Source organism: Rhodococcus sp. NPDC049939, from assembly GCF_040656415.1.
Lineage (GTDB): Bacteria > Actinomycetota > Actinomycetes > Mycobacteriales > Mycobacteriaceae > Rhodococcus_F.
Map to the genome: position 1 here is coordinate 100,957 of NZ_JBFAMC010000007.1, position 18,236 is coordinate 119,192.

Here is an 18,236-nt window from a genome sequence, read left to right on the forward strand (position 1 = left end):
CGCCTCCCCGCCACTCACCTGTTCGGGTACACGATGGCCCGCGTCGATCTCACGACCGCCGACGTCGCCGAGTTCGCGCAGACCTCGGATCCCGAGGCCAGGAAGCACGTCACCGAACTGTGCGGTCTGATCGAGTTGCTCGACGGCGCGTACGCCGCCGTGGGCATCAATGCGCCGGAGGTGGACCGCCTCAACGCCGCCCGCGAACTTGCCAGGTTCTTCGGCGCGCTGCGCTCCTTCGAGTGGAAGCCGCTCGACACACTTTGTTGACGGCGCAAGGTGCCCGGGACTGCGCGCCCAGGCCGCAGGCCGGATGCCGACGGATCTGCGCGAGCTGATCGTCACCCCCGGTTGGTCACTCTCCAACGACCTCGCGCGTCGAAAGCCGCGTGGTGGACTGGGTTGTATCAGGACCATCGATAGCGCCATGGGTGACCGATCGGGAGATACCAACCGGCCCCGACGATCTCGCTATGCTCACCGACGAGCTGAGTAGGGTCGTCTCGCAGGAAGGGTCCGAGGTCACCGTGGAGTGGTGGATCGAATAGATGCCTCCCACCGCTCCGAATCCCTCGAGGCGATGTTGGTGTCCACAAGAGCGGATCCTCGAGTGCTGTTCGCAGCGGACCACGCGATATGTCGGGCGCTATCGCGGGGGTTGGGTGGCTTCATCCTCAGGTCGCGGAGAATGCGGTTGCGGGCCTGAAGTTCTCGGCGCTACCGCCTGGACTGGCAAAGCTGAGACTGTCAGAAGGACTCGGTGACCATGCCGGGGCTACACACGCTGGCGAGCACACGAGGGTCAAGAGACACATCAGAGTGCCGGCGTCGTGTGTGGCCACCCATTCGAACACTCGGGGTCCCATGTGGAGGCGATGGCGGAGTGGCTGGGCGCCCCGAGAGTCCTCGTGGACGCGTTGAGGGTGTGAGGGGAATCCGGGACCTGTCGGGTCATAGGTTCGGCCCCCACGGATGGGTGATCCACGGGGGCCGATTGCTTTTGGGAAGCAGCGAATGGGTGTATCGGTAGGCGACGGCCTAGATCAGCGCAGCCCAAGCCTTCCCTCGGGCGCTGAGACCCCGGGACCCACCGCATCGTGCGGGGGACCTTCTGAGTGAAGGTCGGAGTCGAGGACTAGGAATCGTCTAGCGGGCTAGGAGTTGATGTTGATGGTGAAGATCTGGATGACCATCTCGACGACGCTGTCTGAGATGTCCGATGAACTCATGTGGTCTCCTGGCTGTCATGTGCGTTTCGGCTCGCGCCACTCGATGGCGCTGTCTCTTTATAGCCGAGCGGAAACGGCACTGGGCCAGAATCAAGGCAAACCCCCGAGAAAGTGGAGCCACTCCATTCTTGGTTTACCTGTTGTTCCCCGTCGCATTCCGGTCGAGACCGCCGCCTGACGGTTCTCACTTCCGGCGCTGAATGACGCAAACGAAGATCGTGATCGAGCAGCGACAAGTACTTCAATCGATTGATGCACATTGTCGTTTTCGTTACTCGTCACAATTCTATGGTTCGTTCCTTCTCATAATTCGCCAGTACGACACCTCGCACAATTCTTCAATTTGTTGCTTCTCACAATTTCTCGAGCTCGAGCCGTGGCGCGAACTCGTCTGGTACCCGTGCGCCCGTCACAGTAGGCGAGTCCCGCTACGGGCGCTGCAGCGATTGAATGCACCCCAGCACTGGGTGACCGTGCGACCGTTAGGAGGAGATCTGCCCGGGAGAGTTTGGAAACTCGAGGGCTTCAGCGGTAAGCCTGCCTGGCAGGCTTCCTGGAGTCATGTCTGATGAAAACATGTGCCGTCTCGTGACCGGTGATTGTTTTTCGTTCGAGAGCAGAAACTGGGGCCCACGGGATCGCGTGTGGGCCCCAGTTTCACTGAGTTTCGGAACTCTCGGACTAGGAGTTCAGGTTGTCGCTGATGATCTTGATGATCTGCTCAACGGCGCTTTCCACGATGTCCGATGAAAACATGCAGTCTCCTGACTAGTTATGTGTGTTCCGATCGCGCCCTTGGGAGCGCGTATCTTTTGTACCCCAGCGAATACGAAAGGGGAGTCGGAATAGAAATATTCCCGAAAGGTTTTCTCGATTCTCACCGATTGCCTACGGTGTTATCCCCCACTGCATTCCGTTCACAGGCCCGACCAGGGGTTTGCCCCTCCCGGCGCCGTCATGGTCTTCTGCCGTGGTACGCCGGCGTGGCGGCCAGTCATCGGCGCCGTTCTTCGAGGCGATCTGCGCTCCGATGCGGCGCAGAAGCCTGTTCCGGAATATGTTGCGCGCAAAGCACGTTCGTCGCGGGACTACGGAGTCCGCTGGATACCGCAACGGGCAGTCTATGATCGTGGACGGCCGCGCGATCGTGCGTGGTCAGCCCGGAGGCCGCAGCGCCGCGAACTCGTCTGTGACGCGCAGGCAGGAGTCGCTGAAGCGGTAGAGCGCGGCCGGGCGTCCACCCGTTCGTCCAGATCGCGCCGTCTTGCCCGTCGGGGTCAGTACGCCACGCCGACCGAGCACGCGAGCCAGGTTGGTTGCGTCCACTTGGTAACCGAGTGCGGCGCAGTAGATTTCACGCAGGGTTGACATGGCGAATTCCTCTGGGGCCAGGCCGAACGCGATGTTCGTGTAAGACAGCTTGGCAGCCAGCCGTGTGCGTGCGTGCTCGACGACGGTGCCGTGATCGAACGCCATCTCGGGCAGCGAGGACACCGGATGCCAGGCGGTGTCCGCCGGTACCTTCGGATCCGCTGGAAGGGGGACGAGTCCGAGGAACGTCGATGCGATCGTGCGCGGACCGGGTACCCGGTCAGGATCGCTGAACACCGATAACTGCTCGAGATGCGAGACCTCTCGCACGTCCACCTTCTCGGCCAGTTGGCGCCGAGCCGAAGTGGTGAGGTCTTCGTCTTCGCGGAGCAGACCGCCCGGCAGCGACCACTTGCCCGCCTGCGGATCGAGGGCTCGCTGCCACAGCAACACCGCCAACTCTCCGGGTCCGCCTCCGTGCCTCAGCTCGCCGGACTGACCTGTATCGATTGCCGGGAAGTGCCGAACCTGGAACACCGCGGTGAGAACTTCATGGGTGGTGCTACCATTGGGCATGTTTTCGATCATAAGTCGAAAACCGTGATTTCGGAAATTCGGACCGGCTCGCCCGAGTCCACAGCGAAGGAGCAAGCCATGACGGCCACCACATTGTGGGCGGGAACCCGCCCACAGATTCAGGACGGTCCCGGCGGCTACACCGGTGTCGAGGCGAGTGAAGAGTGGGCGGCCGAGATCAAGCGGCTGGCGCGGCAGCGGGGCGCGACCCTGCTCGCGCACAATTACCAGCTACCCGCGATCCAAGACGTCGCCGACCACGTCGGTGACTCCCTGGCACTGTCCAGGATCGCCGCGGAGGCGCCCGAAGACACGATCGTGTTCTGCGGTGTTCACTTCATGGCGGAGACCGCGAAGATCCTCAGCCCGGACAAGACCGTCCTCATCCCCGACGAGCGTGCTGGATGCTCGCTCGCCGATTCCATCACTGCCGACCAACTGCGCGAATGGAAGGCCGAGAACCCCGACGCGGTCGTGGTGTCGTACGTCAACACCACAGCCGAAGTGAAGGGTCTGACCGACATCTGCTGCACGTCGTCGAACGCCGTGGACGTGGTCGCGTCGATTGACCCTGACCGCGAGGTGCTGTTCCTGCCGGATCAGTTCCTCGGAGCTCACGTCAAGCGCGTCACCGGCCGCGAGAACATGCAGATCTGGGCGGGTGAATGCCACGTGCACGCCGGAATCAACGGGGACGAACTGACCGCTCGGGCCAAGTCGCACCCCGGCGCCGAACTGTACGTTCACCCCGAGTGCGGCTGCGCCACCTCCGCGCTCTACCTTGCCGGCGAGGGATTCGTGCCCGAGGAGAAGGTGAAGATCCTCTCGACCGGAGGCATGCTCGACGCGGCCCGCGCGACAGGCGCCAAGCAGGTTCTGGTCGCCACCGAGGTCGGAATGTTGCACCAGTTGCGCAAGGCCGCGCCCGACGTGGACTTCCAGGCTGTCAACGACCGCGCGTCGTGCCCCTACATGAAGATGATCACGCCAGCCGCTCTGCTGCGCTGCCTACTCGAGGAGAAGGACGAAGTCCACGTCGACCCGGCGGTCGCCGAGCGCGCCCGGAAGTCGGTGCAGCGCATGATCGAAATCGGGAACCCGGGCGGCGGGGAGTGACGGGACCCGTTCGGGGGATCGCCTGGGAGGAGCACACCGACCTCGTCGTGATCGGGGGTGGGGTGGCCGGTCTCACGGCTGCCCGCACCGCCGCCCTATGTGGCCTGACGGTGCTCACCGTGAGCAAGGGCGGGCCAGCGGACACCGCCACCCAGTACGCGCAAGGCGGTATCGCTGTCGTGGCTGACGCCGGTGACTCGATCGACTCGCACGTCGCCGACACCTGCGTGGCGGGGGCCGGGCTGTGTGACGAGGCTGCCGTGCGCTCGATCGTGGCAGGCGGCCGGGACGCGGTAACGAGACTTGCTGGACTCGGTGCGGTGTTCGACCGCGGCCAGGACGGAGACGTGTCCCGCACCCGCGAGGGCGGGCACAGCACCCGCCGGATCATTCACGCCGGTGGGGACGCGACCGGCGCCGAAGTGCAGCGCGCTCTCGGCGCTGCAGGCTCGTCGGTACTGTTCGGCGCCGCCGCGCTTCGGGTGCTGACGGACGCTCGTGGGGTGACCGGTGTTCTCGTCGAGTCGGCTCGCGGACTCGGCGTTGTGCATGCCCCGTCGGTGCTACTGGCGACGGGTGGACTCGGTCAGCTGTATGCGTCCAGCACCAATCCCGAGGGGTCGACTGCGGACGGTCTCGCCCTCGCCCTCGATGCGGGTGCAACAGTAGCCGACCTCGAGTTCGTACAGTTCCATCCGACGGTTCTGTTCACTCCGGGCGGACGCGGGCGACGTCCACTGATCAGCGAGGCGGTGCGCGGGGAGGGTGCGATCCTCGTCGACGCCGACGGCGATTCCGTGACCGCTGGAGTGCATCCGCTAGGCGATCTCGCACCCCGCGACGTCGTGTCTCGGGCGATCGCGTCGAGGCTTCGGGAACAGGGTCGAGACCACGTGTACCTCGATGCGCGCGAACTGTCGGGTTTCGCGCGGCGCTTCCCGACAGTCACAGCTTCCTGCCTGGCCGCAGGGGTCGATCCGCGTGAGCAACTGATCCCGGTGGCCCCTGCCGCCCACTACTCGTGCGGAGGCATCGTCACGGACGTCTCTGGGCGCACCACGGTGCCAGGTCTGCTCGCAGCCGGTGAAGTCGCCCGCACCGGGCTGCACGGCGCCAATCGGCTCGCGTCGAACAGTCTCCTCGAAGGCCTCGTCGTCGGAGAACGGGCAGGCACCGCTGCCGTAGAGCGATCCGGTCTCAGGGTCGAGGTCACAGACCCGGACCTGCCCGCACTGCCGCGCGTTCCTCGCGACGTCTTGCAGCAGTCGATGACCGACAATGCATCAGTAGTCCGCGACCGTACCGGCCTGTCGACATTGTCTGCGGAACTCGCTGTGGCTGTGGCCGCCGCGCCCAGCGACATCACCGACTTCGAAGACGCTGCCCTCACGATCACTGCGACGGCCCTGGTGCTCGCAGCGGGTGCTCGCACCGAGAGCCGCGGCTGCCATACGCGTCTCGACTACCCGGAAATGTCGGCCGATTGGGATCGCAGCACTCACATCCGGCTCCGGGACGGTGAACTCGAGCTTCTCGAACCTCAACTGACGGGAGTGTGCTGATGCCCGCCCACGCCGACATCGCCGCGCAGGGTCTGGGTGTGGACGAGGTGCGCACCCTCGTCCGGGTGGCCCTGGACGAAGATCTCCGGTACGGCCCCGATGTGACGTCGGCGTCGACGATTCCGGTCGACACAGTCACCAAGGCCTCGGTGGTCTCGCGTGCCCACGGTACGGTCGCCGGTCTGGATGTCGGGCTGCTCGTGCTCGACGAGGTGATCGGTCACGGCGAATACGAGGTCCTCGGCCGTGTCGCGGACGGCACCCGCGTCAGCCCCGGTCAGTCGGTGCTGGCGGTGTCGGCACCCACCCGCGGGCTGCTCACGGCCGAGCGCACGATGCTCAACCTGGTCTGCCACCTCTCCGGCATTGCGACCGCGACAGCCGCCTGGGTGGATGCGGTCGAAGGCACCGGGGCGAAGATCCGCGACAGCCGTAAGACTCTGCCGGGGCTGCGTGCCTTGCAGAAGTACGCCGTCCGGGTGGGTGGCGGCGTGAACCACCGGATGGGACTCGGCGACGCGGCGCTGATCAAGGACAATCACGTCGCGGCCGCCGGTTCCGTGGTCGTCGCATTGCGCGCGGTCCGGGAAGCCGCACCGGACGTCGTGTGCGAGGTCGAGGTCGACAGCCTTGAACAACTCGACGCGGTCCTTGCAGAAAACGTGGAACTGGTTCTGCTCGACAACTTTCCACTGTGGCAGACACAGGTCGCTGTTCAACGTCGGGACGCGGTCGCGCCGGACACGAAGCTGGAGTCATCCGGTGGATTGACGCTCGCCGCCGCGGCGGACTACGCCGGTACCGGTGTCGACTATCTCGCCGTCGGTGCGCTGACCCACTCGGTGACAGCGCTGGATCTCGGCCTCGATCTCTGATCTGTTGCCGCGTCGCTCAGACTGCGTTGCGCACCGTGGCGAGGAAGGTCGCGGCGCCGAAGAACAGCCCGGAGAAAGCGCGGTTGGTGGCGCGCTGTTGTCGGGGTGAACGCAAAAGTCGCAGAACCTTTGCCGCCAGTCCGGTGTAGAAGGTCATGACGACGATGTCGACCACTATCAAGGTGGCGGTGATGATCAGGTACTGGGGCACGAGTGGGGCCGACGGGTCGAGGAATTGGGGGAGTACGGCCAGCATGAAGATGATGGCCTTCGGGTTGCTCGCGTTGATGAGAAAGCCGCGCAGCGCCATCGCCGGCCCGCTTGTCTCGGTGACCTCGCCATCGAGCTTGGACATATCGGTCGGGCTCGCCCGCCATTGCCGAATTCCGAGATACAGCAGGTACGCGACGCCTAGCCACTTGATGACCGTGAACGCAACTGCCGAACTCGCGAGCAGAGCCCCGAGTCCGGCGGCGACCAATGCGATCTGTAGCAGCAATCCCAACTGAAGACCCGCGATATTCCAGTAGCCGCGACGTAGACCGAATCGCATGCCCGTGGCCATCGACATGATCGCGCTTGCCCCCGGGGACAAGCTGATCACGATCGAGGCCCCGAGCCATGCGTACCAAATCTGCCAAGGCACCGGACCATCGTACCGACGCCTGGCGAGACCCGCTGTGCGGGATTCGTGCAGGTAGGAGGCCAAGTTTCAAGAGGATGGAACCGAAATCCTGCTCTGAGCGCGCCGATTGGGAAACTCAGACGGCGTGGCGCACCGTGGCCAGGAGAGTGGCCGCCGCGAAGAACAAACCGGAGAAGGTTCGGTTGGTGGCGCGCTGCTGGCGCGGCGACCGCATCAGCCGAAGGACCCTCGAAGCCAGCCCGGTGTAGCCGATCATGACGGTCATGTCGACCGCAATCATGGTGATGGCGATGATTGCGTACTGCAGGAGTAGCGGCTCGTGCGGGGCGATGAATTGGGGGATCACGGCCAGCATGACGACGGTGGCCTTCGGGTTGCTGGCATTGACGAGGAAGCCGCGCAGGGCGATCGCCGCCCCGCTGGTCTGTCCGATCTCGCCGCCGTCGTCGGGCACATGGGTCGCGCTGGCTCGCCACTGCCGAATCCCGAGATACACGAGGTATGCGACGCCGAACCACTTGATCACCGTGAACGCGTGTGTCGAGTTCGCGAGCAGCGCACCCAACCCGGCGGCGACCACCACGAGCTGTAGCAGTAATCCGAGTTCGAGACCCACGATGTTCCAGTAGCCGCGTCCTAGGCCGAATCGCATACCTGTGGCCATCGACGCAACCGCGCCCGCACCCGGGGACAAGCTGATCAGGCACCAAGCTCCGAACACTGCGTACCACACTTGCCACGACACCACGTCATGCTACCGGCGGCCCGATGGCCACCCCTTGCCCCAGATCGTTCGGGTGAGAGGTGAATTTGCTACGGGACGAGACCCAAAACGCTGTTCCAAGTGCGTGAATTGGGGGATACTCGTGAGTAGGGCTACCCGGTAGTAGGAGGCGCGGAATGGTCGACACATTTGCTCCGAAGGTCACCGAGGAACAGGCACGAGCCGTCGCGGAGGAAGCGAGGGAGTCCGGCTGGGAAAAGCCGTCTTTCGCCCAGGAGTTGTTTCTCGGGCGGTTCCGGCTCGATCTGATTCATCCTTTCCCGATGCCTTCGCCCGAAGATGCGGCGAAGGCCGAAGAGTTCCTGGACCGCCTCCGCGCGTATTGCGAGCAGATCGACGGCGCTGTAATCGAAGCCGAGTCGCGCATTCCCGACGAGTACGTCCGCGGACTGGCCGACCTCGGATGCTTCGGGCTGAAGATTCCGCAGGAGTATGGCGGCCTCGGCCTTTCCCAGGTGGCGTACAACAGGGCGCTGATGCTCGTCAGTTCCGTGCATCCGAGCGTGGGCGCGCTCTTGTCGGCCCATCAATCGATCGGTGTTCCCGAGCCGCTCAAGCTCGCAGGCACGCCTGAGCAGAAGCGCGAGTTCTTGCCGCGCTGTGCCCGCGGCGCTATCTCGGCGTTCCTGCTCACCGAACCGGACGTCGGATCCGACCCGGCGCGTCTCGCCTCGTCGGCGATCCCCATCGAAGATGGTGCCGCCTACGAGTTGGACGGGACGAAGCTCTGGACCACCAACGGTGTCGTCGCCGAACTGCTTGTCGTCATGGCGCGCGTGCCGAAGAGCGAGGGCCACCGCGGGGGTATCTCGGCATTCGTCGTCGAAGCCGAGTCACCCGGCATCACCGTCGAACGACGGAACGCGTTCATGGGGTTGCGGGGCATCGAAAACGGCGTCACCCGCATGTACAAGGTGCGCGTACCCCGAGAGAATCTGATCGGTCGTGAAGGCGACGGCCTCAAGATTGCACTTACCACGCTGAACGCCGGCAGGCTTGCGATTCCGGCAATGTGCGCCGGCGCTGGGAAGTGGTCGCTGAAAATCGCCCGGGAGTGGTCCGGGATGCGTGTGCAGTGGGGCAAGCCGGTTGGCGAGCATGTGGCCGTTGCAAAGAAGCTGTCGTTCCTGGCCGCGACCACATATGCCCTCGACGCCGTGGTGGATCTGTCGGGGCAGATGAGCGATGAGGGTCGCAACGACATCCGGATCGAGGCGGCGATGGCAAAACTGTGGTCATCCGAAATGGCCTGCGTCATCGCCGACGAGCTGATCCAGATCCGTGGTGGTCGTGGCTACGAGACCGCCGCGTCCCTTGCCGCCCGCGGTGAACGCGCGGTGCCCGCGGAGCAGCTGGACCGCGATCTGCGCATCAACCGGATCTTCGAGGGTTCGAGTGAAATCATGCGTCTGCTTGTCGCCAGGGAGGCCGTCGACGCGCACCTCACCGCTGCGGGCGACCTCGCCGATCCCAACGCCGATACCGGTGCGAAGGCTCGAGCAGCAGCGAAGGCCAGCGGCTTCTATGCGAAGTGGCTGCCGAAACTCGTTGCGGGCAAGGGGCAGGTGCCAACCTCCTACGGCGAGTTCGGCGTCCTGGCCAAGCATCTGCGCTTCATAGAGCGGCACTCCCGAAAGCTGGCCCGCTCGACGTTCTACGGTATGGGCCGCTGGCAGGCGGGGTTGGAGAAGCAGCAGGGATTCCTCGGCCGGATCGTCGATATCGGCGCCGAACTGTTCGCGATGTCGGCCACGTGTGTCAAAGCCGAGATGCAACGCCAGGAGAACGAGGCCGAGGGTGCTGCAGCATACGAACTCGCCGACTTGTTCTGCCGACAGGCGGCGCTGAGGGTCGAGCACCTGTTCGACGGTCTATGGCACAACACCGATGATGGCGACCGCAAGCTCGCGCGGTCCGTCCTCGAGGGCCGGTATGCCTGGCTGGAGCGCGGCGTGATCGATCAGAGCGAAGGCACCGGGCCGTGGATCGCCGAATGGGCTCCCGGGCCGTCTGTCGAGGAGAACCTGGCGCGGAGGTTCTTGCGTTCCACCCGCAAGTGAGGCATCCGCGGTCCCCTTCGCAGGTACGTCGAATCCGCCCTCTGCCGTCGACCGGTTCGAATGGCGCGCCTATCCTGGATAATCGGTGTGCACGATTCCTGGGGAACGTGCACACCTTGAATGCCGCCGTGTCCGCCACCCCTTGTCTCGCCAGTCGCAGAGAGGACCTCTCATGCTCGCCCGCACCGACCTTCGTGGTCGTACACCTTCCACGGCCGAACTTCGGGCCACATTGCCTCGGGGTGGAGTGGATGTCGATGCGGTCCTGCATCAGGTTCGCCCGGTCGTAGAGGCGGTCCGCGAGCGCGGCACCGAAGCGGCGCTCGAATTCAGCGAGAAGTTCGACGGCGTTAGGCCGGCGCGCGTACGAGTGCCGCAGTCCGAACTGGATCGCGCACTTCGCGAACTCGATCCCGCCGTCCGCAGCGCGCTCGAGGTCGCGATCGAGCGGACCCGCAAGGTGCATGCCGATCAGCGGCGCGTCGACACCACCACCGAGGTGGTTCCTGGTGGCACCGTCACCGAGCGATGGGTTCCCGTCGACCGCGTCGGCCTCTACGTGCCCGGAGGCGCGGCGGTCTACCCGTCGAGTGTGGTGATGAACGTGGTGCCCGCGCAGGCGGCAGGCGTCCGGTCCCTGGTCGTGGCATCTCCGCCGCAATCCGGCTTCGGTGGCCTTCCGCACCCGACGATCCTCGCCGCGTCAGCCTTGCTCGGAGTCGACGAAGTGTGGGCCGTCGGTGGCGCCCAGGCAGTTGCGCTGCTCACCTACGGCGGCACCGACACCTCATCTGAAGAACTAGCTCCGGTCGACTTGATTACAGGACCGGGCAACATCTACGTCACGGCTGCGAAGAGGCTGTGCCGTGGTCTCGTCGGGATCGACGCCGAGGCAGGCCCCACCGAGATCGCCATCCTTGCCGACGCCACCGCGGATCCCGTACACGTTGCCGCCGATCTGATCAGCCAGGCCGAACACGACGTGTTGGCGGCCAGTGTCCTCGTCACCACCAGCGTCGAGTTGGCTGACGCCGTCGAGGCAGCCTTGGCTCGCCAGCTCGAGATCACCAAACACAGGGAGCGCGTCACTACCGCGTTGTCGGGTACCCAGTCCGGCGTTGTGCTTGTCTCCGATATCGAGGCGGGACTGCGCGTTGTGAACGCCTATGCCGCCGAGCACCTCGAGATCCAGACCGAGAACGCATCCGCAGTGGCCGCTCAGGTGACCAGTGCCGGTGCGGTGTTCGTCGGTCCGTGGGCGCCCGTCAGCCTCGGAGACTATTGCGCCGGGTCGAACCACGTGCTGCCCACCGCGGGCTGTGCCCGGCACTCGTCCGGTCTGAGCGTGCAAACCTTCTTGCGGGGCATACATGTCGTCGACTACTCCGAAGCCGCGTTGAAGGAGGTCTCCGGTCACGTCATCACCCTCGCGAATGCCGAAGACCTGCCTGCGCACGGTGAGGCTGTGCGTCTGCGCTTCGAGGCACTGCAGTGACGGCGGCGGACATCCCGGGCGCCTCCATCGGTGTGGAGGCGCTGCCGATCCGGGAGAGCCTGCGAAGCAAGTCCGCATACGGTGCCCCGCAACTGAGCGTCCCGGTGCGGCTGAACACCAACGAGAATCCGCACCCGCCCTCGAAGGCGCTGGTCGACGATGTCGCGGAGTTCGTTCGAAATGCGGCGCGGGAGCTGCATCGCTACCCGGACCGGGATGCTGTCGCACTCCGCACCGATCTCGCGGCGTACCTCGTCCGCCAGACCGGCGTTCCCGTAACCGTCGAGAACGTGTGGGCGGCCAACGGGTCCAACGAGATCCTTCAACAGCTGTTGCAGGCGTTCGGCGGTCCCGGTCGCAGCGCGATGGGCTTCGTGCCGTCGTACTCGATGCACCCGATCATCGCGGACGGCACTCAGACCGACTGGCTGCCGATATTCCGTCGCGCGGACTTCCGCCTGAACGTGGATGCCGCCATCTCGGCGATCGGTGAACAGCGGCCCGACGTCATATTCGTCACCAGCCCGAACAACCCGACCGGACACAGCATCGAGATCGCGGACCTGCGCCGGATCCTCGATGCCGCAACGGGCATCGTCATCGTGGACGAGGCGTACGCCGAGTTCTCGGATAAGCCGAGCGCATTGACCCTGATCGATGAGTACCCGTCGAAGCTCGTGGTTTCGCGGACGATGAGCAAGGCCTTCGCATTCGCCGGCGGCCGGCTCGGATACTTCGCAGCGGCACCGGCGTTCATCGAGGCAGTTCTGCTGGTTCGGCTGCCATACCACCTGTCGGTGATCGCGCAGGCAGCGGCCCGGGCGGCTCTGAGACACGCGGAAGAGACCCTCGGTACCGTGCATGCGCTTGCCGAGGAACGGATTCGGGTTTCGAAAGCGCTGGAGGAAAAGGGTTTCCGCGTCATACCCAGTGATGCGAACTTCATTCTGTTCGGAGAATTCACCGACAGCGCCCGGGCCTGGCAGGCCTACCTCGATCGGGGGGTGCTGATCCGGGACGTCGGCATTCCGGGCTACCTTCGGGTCACCATCGGACTAGCCTCCGAGAACGATGCCTTCATATTGGCCTGCGACGAAATCGCTGCCACCGAACTCACCAGTGCAGGAGACCGAGCATGACCGATCGCAAAGCCAAGGTGAAACGTGCAACCAAAGAATCCGACATCAGCGTCGAACTGAACCTCGATGGTACCGGCGTCGTCGATGTCTCGACCGGCGTCCCATTCTTCGACCACATGCTGACAGCCCTCGGTTCCCATGCGAGCTTCGATCTCACCGTCCGCGCGAAGGGTGACATCGATATCGAGGCGCACCACACTGTCGAGGACACCTCGATCGTGCTGGGTCAGGCACTCGGCCAGGCGCTTGGAGACAAGAAGGGCATTCGCCGGTTCGGAGACGCCTTCATTCCGATGGACGAGACACTCGCCCACGCGGCGGTCGACGTATCCGGTCGCCCTTACTGCGTGCACACCGGTGAACCGGAGCACCTCATGCACGCCGTCATCGGTGGGTACCCAGGGGTGCCGTACGCGACGGTGATCAATCGTCATGTGTTCGAGTCGATCGCCCTCAACGCCCGCATAGCCCTTCACGTGCGGGTGCTCTACGGTCGCGATCAACACCACATCACCGAGGCCGAATTCAAGGCTGTTGCCCGTGCACTGCGCGAGGCAGTCGAACCGGATCCCCGAGTCACCGGCGTGCCGTCCACCAAGGGCAGCCTGTGATCCCTCTCGTGATGGAGTCCCGGTCGTGAGTGTCGTCCTGGTCTACGTTTTCTTCATCGCGGCCGGAATCGCGTTGGGCGGCGCCTATTCGATGTGGAAGATCAACAAGCTGTTCTCGGGTGTGCTCTTGGCTTTGGCCGTGCTGGCGGCGCTGGCAGGCGTTGTCAGGCTGGTATAGGTGCTGCTCAACGTGGAACCACGCCCCAGCCTGTTCCGCGTAGCCGGTCTACCCACGGCCATGGTGATGGGCGCCGCCGCGTTCGGTGGTTGGGCGGTGTTGCTTCCGGTCGTTCCGTTGGCCGTTTCTTTGTCCGGCGGTTCGGATGCACTGGCAGGCGGTGTGACCGCCGTTTTCATGGCCGCTACCGTTCTTACACAACTGGCAGTGCCCTTGCTCTTGCGCCGGTGGGGACACCGGTGGGTACTTGCCATCGGGTGTGTGCTGCTGGGTCCACCCTCACTGCTGCTCTTGCTTTCGGTCCACGCTGTTCCCGTGCTCGCGGTGTCTGCCGTGCGAGGGACGGGCTTCGGAATGCTCACCGTCGCCGGGTCCGCGTTGGTCGCCGAACTCGTGCCGCGCGAAATGCTCGGGCGAGCGACGGGTGCTCAGGGAATCGCGGTCGCCGGCTCGCAGATGGTGGGTCTGCCAGCGGGCCTTGCGATCATGCAGCGATGGTCCGCTACCCCGGTGTTCGTGATCGGGGCCTTGATTCCGGTGGTCGCTGTGGTGGCGATCGCACGATTGCCCGCGATCGAGACCCGCCCCGACCGCGTGTCCGACGGCCGCATTCCACTGCGGGTGTTTCTCACGCCGTGGCTGGCGATTGCGGTCGCTGCGGCCGCGTTTGGTGGGCTGTCCAGCCTGCTGCCGATCGCACTCGACGATCGGGCCTCATTCGCCGGGGTGATTCTCGCGGTTTCGAGCGGGGCGACACTCCTCGGACGGTATACGGCAGGATTCGTCTCCGACCGGATCGGAGTGGGACGCGCATTGATGCCTGCGTTGGCGCTTGCATGCACAGGCTTGGTGTTGTTCTCCTTCGGTGCGGCGAACCAAGCGTCAATGACTCTGTTGATTTGCGCGGCAGTCGCCTTCGGGTTGGGATTCGGCGGAGTGCAGAACGAGTCGTTGGTGATGGTATTCACAGGGGCGGGTCCCTCACGGTTCGGCGCCGCGAGCGCCGGTTGGAACATCGGCTTCGACGCCGGAGCGGGATTCGGGGCTCTCTCGCTCGGAGTCATCGCCTCTGTGGCTGGGTACTCCTGGGTGTTCGCAGTCGCCGCGGGTGCTGTTGCGGTTGTTCCGGCTGCCGGGCTGGTCGTCGGCCGCACGCTCAGGGCTGCGGAGACGCCGGATAGGCTGACGGCATGAGTGTTCCCTCGGTTGTCGTCCTCGACTACGGCTCCGGCAATCTGCATTCGGCCACGCGCGCGCTGGCCAGGACCGGCGCCAGCGTGGAGGTAACTTCCGACCACAAAGTGGCGCTGGCGGCCGACGGCCTGGTAGTTCCCGGAGTCGGCGCATTCGCGGCCTGCATGGAAGGACTTCGAGCGGTTCGCGGCGAACGGATCATCGGTCAGCGCCTCGCCGGTGGACGGCCGGTCCTCGGAATCTGCGTCGGCATGCAGATCCTCTTCGAGCAGGGCGTCGAGTTCGGCGTCGCGGCGGAGGGCTGCGGCGAATGGCCTGGGACCGTCGAACGACTCCAGGCCGATGTGCTGCCGCACATGGGTTGGAACACGGTCGAGGCGCCGGACAGCAGCATCCTTTTCGCGGGCATCGATCGTGATACGCGCTTCTACTTCGTCCACTCCTATGCAGCCCAGACCTGGGAACTTCCGACTCCGGAGAGGCTCGCGCCCCCGGCGCTGACGTGGGCCGACTACGGCGGCAAATTCCTCGCAGCTGTCGAGAACGGAGCGCTGTCCGCCACACAGTTCCACCCCGAGAAGTCCGGAGACGCGGGTGCGGAGTTGCTGAGCAACTGGGTCGGGAGCCTGTGAGGCACGGTTTGCACCGCGCCGGGTGCCGATCAAGAGGACCCGAGGCCCGGTTCGGACCGCTGAGCGACTAGGGTTGTCGCACGTGAGCTTGGTTCTTTTGCCTGCTGTAGATGTCGTCAACGGTGAAGCTGTTCGCCTCGTCCAGGGGGAGGCTGGGAGCGAGACCGGATATGGTTCGCCGCGTGACGCAGCCCTCGCGTGGCAGAACGACGGCGCGGAGTGGGTGCATATCGTCGACCTCGATGCTGCTTTCGGGCGCGGTTCCAATCGCGAACTGCTCGCCGACGTCGTGGGCGAACTCGACATCAAGGTGGAACTGTCCGGTGGGATTCGCGACGATGCGTCGCTCGAGGCCGCACTGGCGACAGGGTGTGAACGCGTCAACCTCGGCACCGCCGCCATCGAGAATCCCGACTGGTGTGCCCGCGCGATAGCCAAGTATGGCGAAAAGATAGCTGTTGGTCTGGACGTGCGGCTCATTGACGGCGACTACCAACTCCGTGGCCGTGGTTGGGTGACTGAGGGCGGGGGCCTGTGGGAGACCCTCGCCAGACTCGACAAGGACGGGTGCTCGCGGTATGTCGTCACCGATGTCAGCAAGGACGGCACCCTAACCGGTCCCAACCTCGAACTCCTTGCGCAAGTCTGCGCGGCCACCGATGCGCCGGTAGTCGCGTCAGGTGGTGTCTCGACCATCGCCGATCTCGAGGCGATAGCTGGGCTCGTCGACCAGGGAGTCGAGGGATCAATCGTCGGAAAGGCTCTCTACGCTGGACGATTCACCCTCCCCGAAGCGATCGCTGCGGTCTCGGGCTGAATGCACCGACGATGAGCTTGTCCCGCAACCCCCAGGAACTGCTGGCTATCGCTGCCGAACTTCTGGACGGTGTGCACGACCGTTTCGTCTCCGGTGTCGGGGCGCCGAGTGCGGTGCACAAGGGTCCCGATGACTTCGCCACCGCCGTCGATCTAGAACTCGAAAAGCGGCTGACCGGAGAACTCCGCGATCGGACCGGTATCGACGTCCACGGTGAGGAGTTCGGCGGCCCCGACTTCGACGGTGGACCCATCTGGGTCCTCGATCCCATTGACGGCACCTTCAACTACTCGGCAGGGTTGCCCACCGCGGGCATCCTGCTCGCGCTCCTCGACGACGGCGTGCCCGTTCTCGGTCTCACTTGGCTGCCGCTTGTCGGCCGGCGGTACGCCGCCGTCGCGGGCGGACCCCTTCTGGAGAGCGGGCGACCGCTGCCGAGGCTCGGACGGGGGTCTCTGGCTTCATCGATCGTCGGTATGGGAGCTTTCAACATCGACAGCCATGGGCGGATCCCCGGCTCCTACAGGCTCCAGGTTCTCGCGCAGTTGAGCAGGGTGTCGTCGCGCATCCGGATTCACGGATCCATAGGTGTTGATCTGGCGTTCACCGCAGCCGGAATATTAGGCGGTGCAGTTGTTTTCGGACACAATGCATGGGACAACGCGGCTGGTGTCGCGCTGGTGCGGGCGGCTGGCGGCGTCGTAACGGATCTGGCCGGCGATCCATGGACGATCGATTCGGGTTCCGTGCTGGCCGGTGCACCGGGTGTGCACGGTGAGATTCTCGATATCCTCGGGTCACTGGGTGATCCACGTTCCGGGCTCGAAGGAGGGCACGCGCAATGACTCTGGCGATTCGGGTAATACCGTGTCTGGACGTTGACGACGGCCGCGTCGTCAAGGGTGTCAACTTCGAGAACCTGCGCGACGCCGGTGATCCGGTCGAACTGGCTGCCGCCTACGACGCCCAGGGCGCAGACGAGCTCACCTTTCTCGACGTCACCGCGTCCACAGCGGACCGCGGCACCATGCTCGACGTTGTGAGCAGGACGGCGGAGCAGGTCTTCATTCCGCTGACAGTCGGCGGCGGAGTCCGCACCGTCGAGGACGTAGACCGACTCCTGCGTGCCGGAGCAGACAAGGTGAGCGTGAATACCGCGGCTATCGCCCGGCCGGAGTTGTTGCGCGAACTGAGTGAACGCTTTGGTTCGCAGTGCATCGTGTTGTCGGTGGATGCGCGAACCACGCCGGAGGGCGAGCCTGCCACCGCATCCGGGTGGGAAGTGACCACGCACGGCGGCAAGCGCGGAACCGGCATCGATGCGGTCGAGTGGGCGGTTCGCGGCGCCGAGCTGGGAGTCGGGGAGATACTGCTCAACTCGATGGACGCCGACGGCACCAAGGTGGGATTCGACCTGCCGATGATCCGCGCAGTCCGTGCCGCCGTACACGTGCCAGTGATTGCGAGCGGGGGAGCGGGAGCCGTCGAGCACTTCGCACCCGCGGTCGGAGCCGGCGCCGACGCAGTACTGGCAGCCAGTGTCTTCCACTTCGGCGACATGTCGATCGGGGATGTGAAGAAGTCCATGCGCGAAGAAGGGATTGCCGTCCGATGAGTCTCGATCCGGCGATTTCGTCACGGCTCAAGCGCAATGAGGCGGGGCTCTTCACCGCCGTGGTGCAGGAGAAGGCGACCAGCGACGTGCTGATGGTTGCGTGGATGGACGACGAGGCGCTCGCCCGTACCCTCGAGACTCGCAAGGGCACGTACTACTCGCGATCGCGTCAGCAGTACTGGGTGAAGGGCGAGACATCAGGGCACACACAGTATGTACACGAGGTGCGCCTCGACTGCGACGGCGACACAGTCCTGCTCGTCGTGGATCAGGTGGGCGCCGCGTGTCATACCGGGACGCACACGTGCTTCGATTCCGATGTACTTCTTCGTGGCGAATAGGTTGCGGACGAACAAGTGTGGGCGCTCGTTGTAGTGAACGCATTTCGGCGGCGGT

At 64.9% G+C, this 18,236-nt stretch carries 18 protein-coding genes and 1 pseudogene; 16 read left to right on the forward strand and 3 right to left on the reverse strand.

What is annotated here, in order from left to right; translation table 11 throughout:
- Window positions 1–33 precede the first annotated feature (33 nt).
- Complete coding sequence (locus AB0I57_RS19475; protein WP_358339007.1) at window positions 34–270, forward strand: hypothetical protein; 237 nt, start codon at window positions 34–36, stop codon at window positions 268–270.
- 900 nt (window positions 271–1,170) lie between these two features.
- Complete coding sequence (locus AB0I57_RS19480) at window positions 1,171–1,407, forward strand: hypothetical protein (protein ID WP_358339010.1); 237 nt, start codon at window positions 1,171–1,173, stop codon at window positions 1,405–1,407.
- Window positions 1,408–2,384: 977 nt separating this feature from the next.
- Here AB0I57_RS19480 and AB0I57_RS19485 read toward each other — a convergent pair.
- The gene (locus tag AB0I57_RS19485; RefSeq protein WP_358339013.1) at window positions 2,385–3,116 is read right to left on the reverse strand and encodes an NUDIX domain-containing protein; all 732 of its coding nucleotides are present in this window, start codon (window positions 3,114–3,116) and stop codon (window positions 2,385–2,387) included.
- 78 nt (window positions 3,117–3,194) lie between these two features.
- Between AB0I57_RS19485 and nadA the strand changes: the two genes are divergently transcribed.
- Genes nadA through nadC form a run of 3 tightly spaced genes read left to right on the forward strand, consistent with a single transcriptional unit; the run spans window position 3,195 to window position 6,669 of the window.
- Window positions 3,195–4,232 (forward strand): quinolinate synthase NadA, encoded by a 1,038-nt coding sequence (nadA, locus tag AB0I57_RS19490; protein WP_358339016.1) that lies wholly within the window; start codon window positions 3,195–3,197, stop codon window positions 4,230–4,232.
- The gene (locus tag AB0I57_RS19495; protein ID WP_358339019.1) at window positions 4,229–5,794 is read left to right on the forward strand and encodes an L-aspartate oxidase; all 1,566 of its coding nucleotides are present in this window, start codon (window positions 4,229–4,231) and stop codon (window positions 5,792–5,794) included. Before nadA ends, AB0I57_RS19495 begins: the two co-directional genes overlap by 4 nt.
- Window positions 5,794–6,669, forward strand: coding sequence for a carboxylating nicotinate-nucleotide diphosphorylase (gene nadC / locus AB0I57_RS19500; protein ID WP_358339022.1), 876 nt, complete (start codon window positions 5,794–5,796; stop codon window positions 6,667–6,669). The genes AB0I57_RS19495 and nadC overlap by 1 nt, the downstream gene beginning before the upstream one ends.
- Before the next feature lie 16 nt (window positions 6,670–6,685).
- Here the strand turns inward: nadC and AB0I57_RS19505 are convergent, their stop codons facing one another.
- Window positions 6,686–7,315 carry a LysE family transporter gene (locus tag AB0I57_RS19505; RefSeq protein ID WP_358339025.1) on the reverse strand — a complete coding sequence of 210 codons (630 nt, stop codon included), beginning with the start codon at window positions 7,313–7,315 and terminating at the stop codon, window positions 6,686–6,688.
- A gap of 115 nt (window positions 7,316–7,430) precedes the next feature.
- Window positions 7,431–8,060 carry a LysE family transporter gene (locus tag AB0I57_RS19510; RefSeq protein WP_358339028.1) on the reverse strand — a complete coding sequence of 210 codons (630 nt, stop codon included), beginning with the start codon at window positions 8,058–8,060 and terminating at the stop codon, window positions 7,431–7,433.
- Window positions 8,061–8,215: 155 nt separating this feature from the next.
- Here AB0I57_RS19510 and AB0I57_RS19515 point away from each other — a divergent pair.
- The 11 genes and pseudogenes from AB0I57_RS19515 to hisI all read left to right on the forward strand — a co-directional run.
- Window positions 8,216–10,163: pseudogene (locus tag AB0I57_RS19515) on the forward strand (acyl-CoA dehydrogenase family protein); the annotation flags it as partial.
- A gap of 168 nt (window positions 10,164–10,331) precedes the next feature.
- Window positions 10,332–11,654, forward strand: coding sequence for a histidinol dehydrogenase (hisD, locus tag AB0I57_RS19520; RefSeq protein ID WP_358339031.1), 1,323 nt, complete (start codon window positions 10,332–10,334; stop codon window positions 11,652–11,654).
- Complete coding sequence (locus AB0I57_RS19525) at window positions 11,651–12,793, forward strand: histidinol-phosphate transaminase (RefSeq protein WP_358339034.1); 1,143 nt, start codon at window positions 11,651–11,653, stop codon at window positions 12,791–12,793. The genes hisD and AB0I57_RS19525 overlap by 4 nt, the downstream gene beginning before the upstream one ends.
- The gene (hisB, locus tag AB0I57_RS19530) at window positions 12,790–13,404 is read left to right on the forward strand and encodes an imidazoleglycerol-phosphate dehydratase HisB (RefSeq protein ID WP_358339037.1); all 615 of its coding nucleotides are present in this window, start codon (window positions 12,790–12,792) and stop codon (window positions 13,402–13,404) included. The genes AB0I57_RS19525 and hisB overlap by 4 nt, the downstream gene beginning before the upstream one ends.
- Window positions 13,405–13,429: 25 nt before the next feature.
- Window positions 13,430–13,582 (forward strand): hypothetical protein, encoded by a 153-nt coding sequence (locus AB0I57_RS19535; protein ID WP_358339039.1) that lies wholly within the window; start codon window positions 13,430–13,432, stop codon window positions 13,580–13,582.
- Window positions 13,583–14,776, forward strand: coding sequence for an MFS transporter (locus tag AB0I57_RS19540; protein ID WP_358339042.1), 1,194 nt, complete (start codon window positions 13,583–13,585; stop codon window positions 14,774–14,776).
- Entirely contained in the window at window positions 14,773–15,408 is a 636-nt protein-coding gene (gene hisH, locus AB0I57_RS19545) for an imidazole glycerol phosphate synthase subunit HisH (RefSeq protein ID WP_358339045.1), read from the forward strand. The genes AB0I57_RS19540 and hisH overlap by 4 nt, the downstream gene beginning before the upstream one ends.
- A gap of 82 nt (window positions 15,409–15,490) precedes the next feature.
- Window positions 15,491–16,225: a bifunctional 1-(5-phosphoribosyl)-5-((5-phosphoribosylamino)methylideneamino)imidazole-4-carboxamide isomerase/phosphoribosylanthranilate isomerase PriA gene (gene priA / locus AB0I57_RS19550; protein ID WP_358339048.1), complete on the forward strand. Its 735-nt coding sequence runs from the start codon at window positions 15,491–15,493 to the stop codon at window positions 16,223–16,225.
- An 11-nt stretch (window positions 16,226–16,236) separates the two neighbouring features.
- Window positions 16,237–17,070: an inositol monophosphatase gene (locus tag AB0I57_RS19555; RefSeq protein WP_358339051.1), complete on the forward strand. Its 834-nt coding sequence runs from the start codon at window positions 16,237–16,239 to the stop codon at window positions 17,068–17,070.
- Window positions 17,067–17,840: an imidazole glycerol phosphate synthase subunit HisF gene (gene hisF / locus AB0I57_RS19560; RefSeq protein ID WP_358339054.1), complete on the forward strand. Its 774-nt coding sequence runs from the start codon at window positions 17,067–17,069 to the stop codon at window positions 17,838–17,840. The genes AB0I57_RS19555 and hisF overlap by 4 nt, the downstream gene beginning before the upstream one ends.
- A complete protein-coding gene (hisI, locus tag AB0I57_RS19565; RefSeq protein ID WP_358339057.1) occupies window positions 17,837–18,181 on the forward strand; it encodes a phosphoribosyl-AMP cyclohydrolase in 345 nt (114 codons plus the stop codon). The genes hisF and hisI overlap by 4 nt, the downstream gene beginning before the upstream one ends.
- Window positions 18,182–18,236 lie beyond the last annotated feature (55 nt).

What these genes read in the sequence shown, in the direction of transcription:
- AB0I57_RS19475 (WP_358339007.1), top strand. Translation starts at nt 34, where the DNA reads ATGGCCCGCGTCGATCTCACGACCGCCGACGTCGCCGAGTTCGCGCAG.
- AB0I57_RS19480 (WP_358339010.1), top strand. Translation starts at nt 1,171, where the DNA reads ATGGTGAAGATCTGGATGACCATCTCGACGACGCTGTCTGAGATGTCC.
- AB0I57_RS19485 (WP_358339013.1), bottom strand. Translation starts at nt 3,116, where the DNA reads ATGCCCAATGGTAGCACCACCCATGAAGTTCTCACCGCGGTGTTCCAG.
- nadA (WP_358339016.1), top strand. Translation starts at nt 3,195, where the DNA reads ATGACGGCCACCACATTGTGGGCGGGAACCCGCCCACAGATTCAGGAC.
- nadC (WP_358339022.1), top strand. Translation starts at nt 5,794, where the DNA reads ATGCCCGCCCACGCCGACATCGCCGCGCAGGGTCTGGGTGTGGACGAG.
- hisD (WP_358339031.1), top strand. Translation starts at nt 10,332, where the DNA reads ATGCTCGCCCGCACCGACCTTCGTGGTCGTACACCTTCCACGGCCGAA.
- hisB (WP_358339037.1), top strand. Translation starts at nt 12,790, where the DNA reads ATGACCGATCGCAAAGCCAAGGTGAAACGTGCAACCAAAGAATCCGAC.
- hisH (WP_358339045.1), top strand. Translation starts at nt 14,773, where the DNA reads ATGAGTGTTCCCTCGGTTGTCGTCCTCGACTACGGCTCCGGCAATCTG.
- AB0I57_RS19555 (WP_358339051.1), top strand. Translation starts at nt 16,237, where the DNA reads ATGAGCTTGTCCCGCAACCCCCAGGAACTGCTGGCTATCGCTGCCGAA.
- hisF (WP_358339054.1), top strand. Translation starts at nt 17,067, where the DNA reads ATGACTCTGGCGATTCGGGTAATACCGTGTCTGGACGTTGACGACGGC.
- hisI (WP_358339057.1), top strand. Translation starts at nt 17,837, where the DNA reads ATGAGTCTCGATCCGGCGATTTCGTCACGGCTCAAGCGCAATGAGGCG.